Origin of the sequence: Streptomyces sp. NPDC059853 (genome assembly GCF_042731495.1) — a bacterium.
In the GTDB taxonomy this organism is placed as follows: Bacteria; Actinomycetota; Actinomycetes; order Streptomycetales; family Streptomycetaceae; genus Streptomyces.
The window spans coordinates 1-8,898 of sequence record NZ_JBHWJL010000224.1; the positions used below are offsets into that span (position 1 = coordinate 1).

10 protein-coding genes are annotated in these 8,898 nt (G+C 75.0%); 5 read left to right on the forward strand and 5 right to left on the reverse strand.

Annotated elements, in window-relative coordinates:
• The 3 genes from ACFV5N_RS20500 to ACFV5N_RS20510 all read right to left on the reverse strand — a co-directional run.
• Nucleotides 1-1,098: sensor histidine kinase (locus tag ACFV5N_RS20500; protein WP_385601754.1), on the reverse strand; the 1,098-nt coding region annotated here is incomplete at its 3' end.
• A 64-nt stretch (nucleotides 1,099-1,162) separates the two neighbouring features.
• The gene (locus ACFV5N_RS20505) at nucleotides 1,163-1,441 is read right to left on the reverse strand and encodes a hypothetical protein (protein ID WP_385601735.1); all 279 of its coding nucleotides are present in this window, start codon (nucleotides 1,439-1,441) and stop codon (nucleotides 1,163-1,165) included.
• 55 nt (nucleotides 1,442-1,496) lie between these two features.
• Nucleotides 1,497-2,279 carry a PspA/IM30 family protein gene (locus ACFV5N_RS20510; RefSeq protein WP_385601757.1) on the reverse strand — a complete coding sequence of 261 codons (783 nt, stop codon included), beginning with the start codon at nucleotides 2,277-2,279 and terminating at the stop codon, nucleotides 1,497-1,499.
• Between the two features lie 234 nt (nucleotides 2,280-2,513).
• On the opposite strand from ACFV5N_RS20510, the gene ACFV5N_RS20515 reads away from it, so the two are divergent.
• Both ACFV5N_RS20515 and ACFV5N_RS20520 read left to right on the forward strand, forming a co-directional pair.
• A complete protein-coding gene (locus tag ACFV5N_RS20515; protein ID WP_385601738.1) occupies nucleotides 2,514-3,104 on the forward strand; it encodes a DUF3043 domain-containing protein in 591 nt (196 codons plus the stop codon).
• A 92-nt stretch (nucleotides 3,105-3,196) separates the two neighbouring features.
• Nucleotides 3,197-4,252, forward strand: coding sequence for a S1C family serine protease (locus tag ACFV5N_RS20520; RefSeq protein WP_385601740.1), 1,056 nt, complete (start codon nucleotides 3,197-3,199; stop codon nucleotides 4,250-4,252).
• Nucleotides 4,253-4,309: 57 nt separating this feature from the next.
• On the opposite strand, the gene ACFV5N_RS20525 is transcribed toward ACFV5N_RS20520, so the two are convergent.
• Nucleotides 4,310-5,146: a S1 family peptidase gene (locus tag ACFV5N_RS20525; RefSeq protein ID WP_385601743.1), complete on the reverse strand. Its 837-nt coding sequence runs from the start codon at nucleotides 5,144-5,146 to the stop codon at nucleotides 4,310-4,312.
• 201 nt (nucleotides 5,147-5,347) lie between these two features.
• Entirely contained in the window at nucleotides 5,348-5,563 is a 216-nt protein-coding gene (locus ACFV5N_RS20530; RefSeq protein ID WP_019433759.1) for a hypothetical protein, read from the reverse strand.
• 151 nt (nucleotides 5,564-5,714) lie between these two features.
• Here ACFV5N_RS20530 and ACFV5N_RS20535 point away from each other — a divergent pair, with 151 nt between their 5' ends.
• The 3 genes from ACFV5N_RS20535 (at nucleotide 5,715) to ACFV5N_RS20545 (ending at nucleotide 8,831) form a co-directional block, all read left to right on the forward strand.
• Entirely contained in the window at nucleotides 5,715-6,911 is a 1,197-nt protein-coding gene (locus ACFV5N_RS20535; RefSeq protein WP_385601746.1) for a bifunctional adenosylcobinamide kinase/adenosylcobinamide-phosphate guanylyltransferase, read from the forward strand.
• A gap of 61 nt (nucleotides 6,912-6,972) precedes the next feature.
• Nucleotides 6,973-7,452: an NUDIX hydrolase gene (locus ACFV5N_RS20540; protein WP_385601748.1), complete on the forward strand. Its 480-nt coding sequence runs from the start codon at nucleotides 6,973-6,975 to the stop codon at nucleotides 7,450-7,452.
• Nucleotides 7,453-7,709: 257 nt separating this feature from the next.
• On the forward strand, nucleotides 7,710-8,831 hold the full coding sequence (locus tag ACFV5N_RS20545) for a nicotinate-nucleotide--dimethylbenzimidazole phosphoribosyltransferase (protein WP_385601751.1): 1,122 nt from the start codon (nucleotides 7,710-7,712) through the stop codon (nucleotides 8,829-8,831).
• The last annotated feature ends 67 nt before the right edge of the window (nucleotides 8,832-8,898 follow it).

Genomic DNA, 8,898 nt, shown 5'->3' on the forward strand with positions numbered 1-8,898 from the left:
CACCGTCACCTCGAGCCGCGCCGCGTCGCCCCGCCCGGTGCGCAGGATCCGCACCCGGGCCTTGGCGCCGGGCCCGGCGTGCTTGTGCACATTGGTGAGCGCCTCCTGCACCACCCGGTAGGCGGCCAGGTCCACGGCGGACGGCAGCGGCGGCTCGTCCGTCCCCGCCTGTTCCACGCTCACCGCCATCCCGGCCCGGGTGAAGCCGTCCACCAGATCACCGAGCACCGCCAGGCCCTTGGTGGGCTCGGTCGGGGCGACCGGGTCGTCACGGTGCCGCAGCAGCCCGACGGTCGTCTGGAGTTCGCTGAGCGCCTGCCGGCTGGCCAGCCGCACCTGGGCCAGCGCCTCCTTGGCCTGGTCCGGGCGGCTGTCCATGACGTGCGAGGCCACCCCGGCCTGCACATTGACCAGGGCGATGTGGTGGGCGACGACATCGTGCAGTTCGCGGGCGATCCGCAGCCGCTCCTCGGCGACCCGGCGGCGGGCCTCCTCCTCACGGGTGGCCTCGGCGCGCTCGGCCCGCTCCCGTATCGCGTCGACGGCCGCCCGCCGGTGCCGTACCGCGTCGCCCGCCAGCGCCGCCAGCGCCGTCCAGGCGATGATGCCGAAGTTCTCCGAGGCGTACCAGGGCTGGGCGCCCAGCAGCATCCCGGCCACCGTGATCAGGGCGAGCGTGCCGGTGCCCACCCGCAGCGTGGTGGCCCGGTCGGTGGCGGCGGCCACCGTGAACAGGGCCAGCGCCACCATGACCATCATCGAGGTGTGCCGCTCGGCCGGCGGATGCGAGACGGTGCCCATGATCAGCTCGGCCAGCGTCAGCACCAGCGTGGCGCACAGCACCGGGCCCGGCGACCGGCGCCGCAGCACCAGCGCCCCCGCGCCCAGCAGCGCCGTGACCACCGTGTGGAGGGGCAGCGGGCGCTCGCCGAACCCACCGGTGGCCGCCGGGTTGGCGCCCGGGTGCTTGTTGGTGGTGACGGAGATGATGAGGACGACCAGCAGCGTCACCGACGCCACCAGCGCGTCCACGACCAGCGGATGCAGCCGGGGCCGGGGGCGGGCGAGGGTGCCGGACGAAGCAGTCACGGGTGCCAGGGTACGAGCAGGGGTCGCCGTCCGGCACCGGCCGTGCGCCACGCGGCCGGGGTCGGTGCCGTCGTCAGTCCGGGATGAGACCGTCGTCGGTGAGCATCGCGCGGACCTCGTCGATGCTCGCGTCGGGCGGGGGGAGCAGCAGATCGGACGGTTCGAGCGCGTCGGCGTCCAGGGGCGTGCCCATGCTGCGGACGGCGTCCAGCAGCGCGGTCAGCGTCCGCCGGAACCCCTCCTCGTCATGCGCCTCGACCTCGGCCGTCAGCTCGTCGTCGAGTTCATTGAGCTTGGGGAAGTGGCTGTCATCCAGCTTCACCTGCCCCTCGCCCATGATCCGTACGATCACACCGCTCTCCTTGCCCTGGTCCCAGTCGGGGGTGTTCTTCAGCGCGGACAGGCTGTCACTGCTTGTCGAACCGCGGGGACTCCTGCTGGTCGCCCCGCGCGGCGGACCCGTTGCCGCCCTCGATGGCGGTCCGGCCGCCGCTGCTGCCGCCGGACAGCTCGGCCTTCATCCGCTCCAGCTCCAGCTCCACGTCGGAGTTGGAGGAGATCCGGTCCAGCTCGGCGGTCAGATCGTCCTTGGACGTCCCCGTCGGGTCGTCCAGGGCGCCCGAGGCCAGCAGCTCGTCGATGGCGCCGGAACGGGCCTGGAGCTGAGCCGTCTTGTCCTCCGCGCGCTGGATCGCCAGGCCGACGTCGCCCATCTCCTCGGAGATCCCGGAGAACGCCTCGCCGATCTGGGTCTGCGCCTGGGCCGCGGTGTAGGTGGCCTTGATGGTCTCCTTCTTGGTGCGGAAGGCGTCCACCTTGGCCTGGAGCCGCTGGGCGGCCAGCGTCAGCTTGTTCTCCTCGGCCTGGAGCGTCTCGTGCTGCGTCTGCAGGTCGGAGACCTGCTGCTGGAGCGCCGAGCGCCGGGTCAGGGCCTCGCGGGCCAGGTCCTCCCGGCCGAGCGCCAGCGCCTTCTTGCCCTGCTCCTCCAGCTTGGCGGACTGGCCGTTCAGCTGGTTCAGCTGGAGTTCCAGACGCTTGCGGGAGGTGGCCACGTCGGCGACCCCGCGGCGTACCTTCTGGAGCAGCTCCAGCTGCTTCTGGTACGAGTAATCGAGCGTCTCGCGCGGGTCCTCGGCCCGGTCCAGGGCCTTGTTGGCTTTCGCGCGGAAGATCATCCCCATCCGCTTCATCAAACCACTCATCGGCCTGGGCGCCCCCTTCATGACGGACTCGGACCTAAGACCATTGTGCTGCTTGATCCCCTAGCCTACGGGGCACCTTCCCATTAGCGCACGGTCCGGCCCGGAATCGGGTCATCCCGCAGGAGGATCGATACCCGACCGAGTCCGGCGAAGGGTGGAGGCCGGATCCGGGTTCTCTCAGGGGGCTCACGCTTCCCGCGGCCCACCCCGTACCCTGGAGGCGTGTTCCGAAGCCGTGCCAAAGAAGAGCAGGCCCCCGCGACGGTGGCCGAGCCGCAGATCCGTGACGCCCAGGCGCCCAAGGGGCGGCCCACCCCCAAGCGCAGCGAGGCCGAGGCCCTGCGGCGCGCCGTCGTGAAGCCGCCGGCTTCCCGCAAGGAGGCCGCCAAGCGGCAGCGCGAGGCCCGCAAGGCCGCCCTCGCCAAGCAGCGCGAGGCGCTGCTGAGCGGCGACGAGCGGCATCTGCCGCTGCGCGACAGGGGCCCGGTGCGGCGGTACGCGCGCGACTTCACCGACAGCAAGTGGCACGTCGCGGAGTACTTCCTGCCGATCGCCGTGATCATCCTGGTGCTGAGCATGATCCCGGCGGCGGCGCCGATCGCGATGCTGCTGTGGCTGGGCGTCATCCTGATGATCATCATGGACTTCGTGGTCTCCTCGCGGCGGCTGAAGAAGGAGCTGCGCGAGCACTTCCCCAACGAGAGCCACCGCGGTGCGCGGGCCTACGCCCTGATGCGCGCCCTCCAGATGCGCCGGATGCGGCTGCCGAAGCCGCAGATCAAGCGGGGCGAGGCGCCCCGCACCGGCCGCTGAGGCCGCCCGTTCACCCGCACGCACCACACGCCCCCGCAATGGCGTAGCGCTCCTGCGCCGCCGCGGGGGCGTGCGCGGTGAGAATCCGCTGTATGACGCCGATGATCCCCGGGCCCTCCGGCTTCCCCTCGCGCCTCCTCACCGCCCTCGCGCTCGGCGCCGTCTGCGTGCTGCCGGCCGGCTGCACCACGACGGAGCGTTCGACGCCGGCCACCGACATCGCGCCGCGCGCGGACGCCGGGGCCCTGGAGGACGCGTACCAGCAGGTGGTGTCCGACGTGCTGCCCTCGGTCGTACAGATCACCACGGCGGACGGTCTCGGCTCCGGGATCATCTACGACGGCGACGGCCACATCGTCACCAACGCGCACGTGGTCGGCGAGCAGAAGACGTTCGAGGTGCTGCTGGCGGACCAGCAGCAGCCGCTGCCCGCCACCGTGGTGGCCACCTATCCCCCGCAGGATCTCGCCGTCGTCGTGCTGGACGACCCGCCGGACCGGCTGCGGCCCGCCACGTTCGGGGACAGCGGCCGGGTGGAGGTGGGCCAGATCGTGCTGGCGATGGGCGCCCCGCTCGGCCTGTCCTCCAGCGTCACCCAGGGCATCGTGTCGGCGGTGGGCCGCTCGGTCAGCGAGGGTGAGGGCGGCACGACGCTCGGCGACATGGTGCAGACCTCGGCGGCGATCAACCCCGGCAACAGCGGGGGCGCGCTGGTGAACCTCCAGGGCGAGGTGATCGGCATCCCGACCCTGGCGGCCCGCGACCCGCAGCTGGGCGGCGGGCAGGCGCCCGGCATCGGATTCGCCATCCCGGCGCGCACGGTCACCGACCTGGCGGACCAGATGATCGAGAACGGCGAGGTGACCCGGTCGGGACGGGCGGCGCTCGGGGTGACCGTCCGGACCATCCTGGGCGACGGCTTCCAGCCGATCGGCGCGGCGGTGGTCGACCTGACGGAGAACGGCCCGGCGGCGAAGGCGGGCATGCGGGCCGGGGACGTCGTGGTACGGCTCGGGGACGAACCGGTCACCGACGTGGGGTCGCTGTCGGAGGCGCTGGCCGCCCAGCAGCCGGGCGACAAGGTGACGGTGGGCTACCTGCGCAACGGGGACCGGCACGACACCGAGGTGACCCTGGGCGAGGTCTGAGGCCGCGGGGCGGGCCGGGGCGGGGGTCCCGGGCACCGCCCGGCGGGCGCCGGACGCTCAGCCGGCGCCGATGACGTCGGCGATCCACCCGGCGTGGTGCGGAACGCCCGGGCTCACGCCGGGGAGCGCGCCGCAGTCCACCCGCTCCGGGTCGGCGTTGAGGTCACGGGAGACGACGCCGAGCTGCCGCCAGCGGCCCTCCTCGAAGCGGAGCACCGGCGAACCCGAGTCACCGTTGCAGCTGCCGGTTCCGGGCTCGGGGCTGTGGCAGAAGTCCCCCTCCGTGAGGTCGTCCTCGGTGCCCGCCACGCAGTCGGCGTCGGCGGTCACCGTGGTGTCGACCCGGCGCAGCCCGGCCGGCAGTTCCCGGTCCCGGCCGCTCGGGTAGCCCCAGCCGACCAGCCGGACCGCGTCCCCCGGAGCGGGGGGCGCGGCGGACAGCGCGACCGGCTCCTGACCGGCGGCGCGGTCCAGCCGCAGCAGCGCCAGGTCGGCGTGGCGGGTGGCCGGGGAGTGGCCGGGGTGGACGACGATCCGCCGCACCCCCGCCTCGGTACCGCCCCGGGTACGGTCCGGCGAACCGACCCGGACCCCCAGGACGGCGGCGTCGATCGCCTCGCCCCCGGAGAGCACGCAGTGCGCGGCCGTGAGGACCCACCGCGCCGCGATCAGCGACCCGCCGCAGCGGTGGCTGTCCGCGCCGCCACCGGCCCCCGCGCCGTCACCGCGCAGGAAGACGCTCGCGACGAAGGGGTGCTCCCCACCGGCCCGTTCGCCGCCGACGACCGCGCCCGCCCCGCCCGGAACGGCCGCCGCCCCCAGAGCCAGGGCCCCGGCCAGGACCGCCCGGGGCAGCAACCGGCGCCGGCCCGTCGTACCCGGCCCGTCCGTCATGGTGTCCCGCCCGCCTTCCGGGGTCCGCACGCCCCGTGCACCGGGGGCGTGCGGTCATCGTGCCGAACGGGGCCGCGGTGGCGCGGGACGACAGGCCGGGGCCGCCCGTGAACCACCCGTCGGCGGACCGGAACCGGCGGGCGGGGCGGCGCGGGCGGCGGCACCTCGGCCACGCCCCCGGCGGGCCGGCCGGGCACCGGGTCAGCTGTCGTCGGCCGCTTCGTGCAGACTCATCGGCCCGTACACCTTGCTGCCGTCCTCCAGCAGCGTCACCTGGTCCACGCCCTCGTCCAGCAGGTCCTTCCAGATCTCACCGATCCAGCTCTCCGCGTCCCCCTGCGTACCGAAGTCGCCCGGGTCGGAGTCGGTCACAGCCACCGAACCGTCCGCCTTCTCGAACCGCCACACCCACGCCATGGACGCCTCCGCTTCCGCTGCTGTCACAAGTCCGATCTCGGTATGTACTGCCCGCACGCCGCTGCGCCTACCGCTGTTCGCAGACTAGATCACACCAGGTCCACGCGCGGCTGCGACGGCGAAGGCGATCGGATGGCGAGAGGATGCGGGCGTGGACGTCACTCTCCTCGGCACCGGCGCCCCCGCCGGCCTCCCCCGCCCCGGCTGCCCCTGCGCCTCGTGCGCGCGGGCGCTCGGCCCCGACGCGCGCAACGCGACGGCCCTGCTGATCGACGGGGTGCTGCTGCTCGACCTCACCCCCGGCCCCGCGCTGGCCGCCGCCCGCGCCGGCCAGACGCTGCACGGGGTACGGCAGGTCCTGCTCACCCACCCGCAGTCCTCACCGGGGGTGGAGGTGCCCGCGGACCTTCCGGCGCCCGTGCGGGTACCCGACGGCAAGGAACTGGCGCTGCTCACCGGGCACCGGGTGCGGGCGCTGGCCCTGGACGTGCCCGGCACCGGGTACGCGGTGACCGGCCCCGGCGGAGGCCGGCTCCTCTATCTGCCACCCGGCGCCGCGCCCGCCGGACTGCCGGCCGGCGGACCGGCGTACGACCTGTGCCTGCTGGACGTCACCGGCCGCCCCGAGGCCCTGGCCCGGCTGCGGGCGGCCGGGGCGGTGACCTGGGCCACCGATGTCCTGGCGGTGCACGTGGACCACGACGTGCCGCCCGGCGCGGAGTTGCACCGCCGGCTGGCGGCGGCGGGCGCGCGGGTGGCGCCGGACGGGACGACGCTGCCGGTCGGCGACTTCCAGGACGTGCCCGAGCCGCCCCGGCGGACCCTGGTGCTGGGCGGCGCCCGGTCGGGCAAATCGGCCGAGGCGGAACGGCGGCTGGCCGCGTACCCCGACGTCGCCTACGTGGCCACCGGCGGGCGCCGCCCGGCGGACAGCGAGTGGCAGCGCCGGATCGCCGCCCACCGCGAACGGCGGCCGGGCGGCTGGACGACGGCGGAGACCTGCGACCTGGTGCCGCTGCTGGAGGTGCCGGACGGCCCGCCGCTGCTGATCGACTGTCTGGCGCTGTGGCTGACCGACGCGATGGACCGGACGGGCGCCTGGCAGGCCGAGCCGGGCGCCGCGCTGCCGGAACTGACGGCGCGTACGCGGGCGCTGGTGGCGGCGGTACGGGCCACGCGCCGGACGGTGGTGCTGGTGAGCAACGAGGTGGGGGCGGGCATAGTCCCGGCCACCCCGGCGGGCCGCCGCTTCCGCGACGAACTGGGCCGCCTGAACGCGGCGGTGGCGGCCGAGTGCGAACAGGTACTGCTGGCGGTGGCGGGCACGGTGCTGACCCTGCGCCCCTGAACGGGTCGCCGCCCGGTCGGCGGGGGTGTGGAACGGTGCCCCGGCACCGCCTACTGTCGGCATGGTGGAGACGACGCACCGGCCCGCCGCCCGGGTCATCTGTCTGGACGCCGCTCATCGTGTCCTTCTGCTGCGCTGGCGTGATCCGTTCGACGGGAGGTGGCTGTGGGAGCCGCCCGGCGGCGGGATCGAGCCGGGCGAGACGCCGCTGGAGGCGGCACGGCGGGAACTGGCCGAGGAGACCGGACTCGACCCGGCCGCAGTCCTCGGCCCGGGGGTGCCGGTGGACCGGGACTTCCAGTGGAACGGCAAGCGGTTCGTCGGGCCGGAGCACTTCTTCGTCGCACGGTTCACGGCCGAGCGGCCCCCGCTGACGCGGACCGGTCTGCTGCCCGACGAACAGGTCACCCTGGACACGCACAGCTGGATCGAGTGGCCGGAGCTGGGCTCACCGCACGAGCCGGTCGAGCCCCCGCACCTGTTGGACGTCCTCCGCTCGCTGGTGCCGGACGGTCCATGGGCCGGCCCCCACCGCGCGTGACGGGCCGTCACCGGCACGCACCCCATGAGGCGGGGCCGGGCCACCGGACCGGCGCGAACGGCGTAGCCGGTGGGTTCGGGACGCCCGGGAGGTGACGCGGGCCCGCGGAGGCTGTCCGCTCCCGGTGCCACCGGCTTGCCCGTGCGCCCGGCGCGTCGCGCCGAGCCCCGGTGTGGTGCCGTCACCCCAGCGCCCGGCCGGCGGTGGGCGGGAAGCGGCCCCGTGCGGCGCGGTGACCGGACGGTAGCCTCTACCGCATGAGCGACGGTGGTCTGAATCTCGATGCCTTCGGCGACCTCATCGAGCGGCCAAGTGCCAAGCTGCGGCGGGAAGCCGAGGGCCGGCGGGCCCGGATCGGGTTCCCCGTCCGGGCACTCGGCCGGCTCGACGATCTCGGCGGGTGGCTGGCCGCCGCCCAGGGGCGGGTGCCGGTGACCGCGATCGAGGCGCCCAAGGCCGTGCTGTTCGCCGGCGACCACGGGGTAGCGGAACTCGGCGTCTCGGCCCGCCCCGCGGGCAGTGCGGTGACCCTGGTGCGGGCCGCCCTGGAGGGCACCGCTCCGGCGGCGATCCTCGCCCGGCGGGCCGGGGTGCCGCTGCGGATCGTGGACACCTCGCTGGACTGCCCGGCGGAGGACCTGCCCGAGGACGTCACCCGGTACCGGGTACGGCGTGGCTCCGGCCGCCTCGACATCGAGGACGCGCTGACCCGCGAGGAGGCCGAGCAGGCGTTCCGCGCCGGGATGGCCGTCGCCGACGAGGAGGCCGACTCCGGGACGGATCTGCTGCTCCTGGGCGACATCTCGGTCGGCGGCACCACCCCGGCCGGGGTGCTCATCGCCGCGATGTGCGGCACCGACGCCTCGGTCGTCACCGGGCGCGGCGGCATCCGTATCGACGACCTGGCCTGGATGCGCAAGTGCGCCGCGATCCGGGACGGGCTGCGCCGGGGCCGGCCCATCCTGGGCGACCAGCTGGCGCTGCTCGCCGCCGTGGGCGGCGCCGATCTGGCGGCCATGACGGGTTTTCTGCTGCAGAGCGCGGTACGCCGCACCCCGGTGATTCTGGACGGGGTGGTCTCGGCGGCGTGCGCGCTGGTGGCGCAGCGGATCGCGTTCCGCTCCCCCGACTGGTGGGTGGCGGGCCAGGCGAGCGGTGAGCCGGGGCAGGCGAAGGCGCTGGACCGGATGGCCATGGACCCGCTGCTGGACCACGGTGTCACGGTCGGCGAGGGCACCGGGGCGCTGCTGGCGCTGCCGCTGGTGCGCGCGGCGGCCGATCTGGCGGCGGAGCTGCCGGAGGTGCCCGAGCCGGCCCCGGCGGGGGACGACGAGGACCCGGACGACACGGCGCGGGCGGCCGTCACCGAGGCGACGTAGGCCGTCTCTTGTGGATCGTCGCGGGGCCGCGCCGCCGGCTACGGGGGGCACCTCCCGGCCGAAGGCC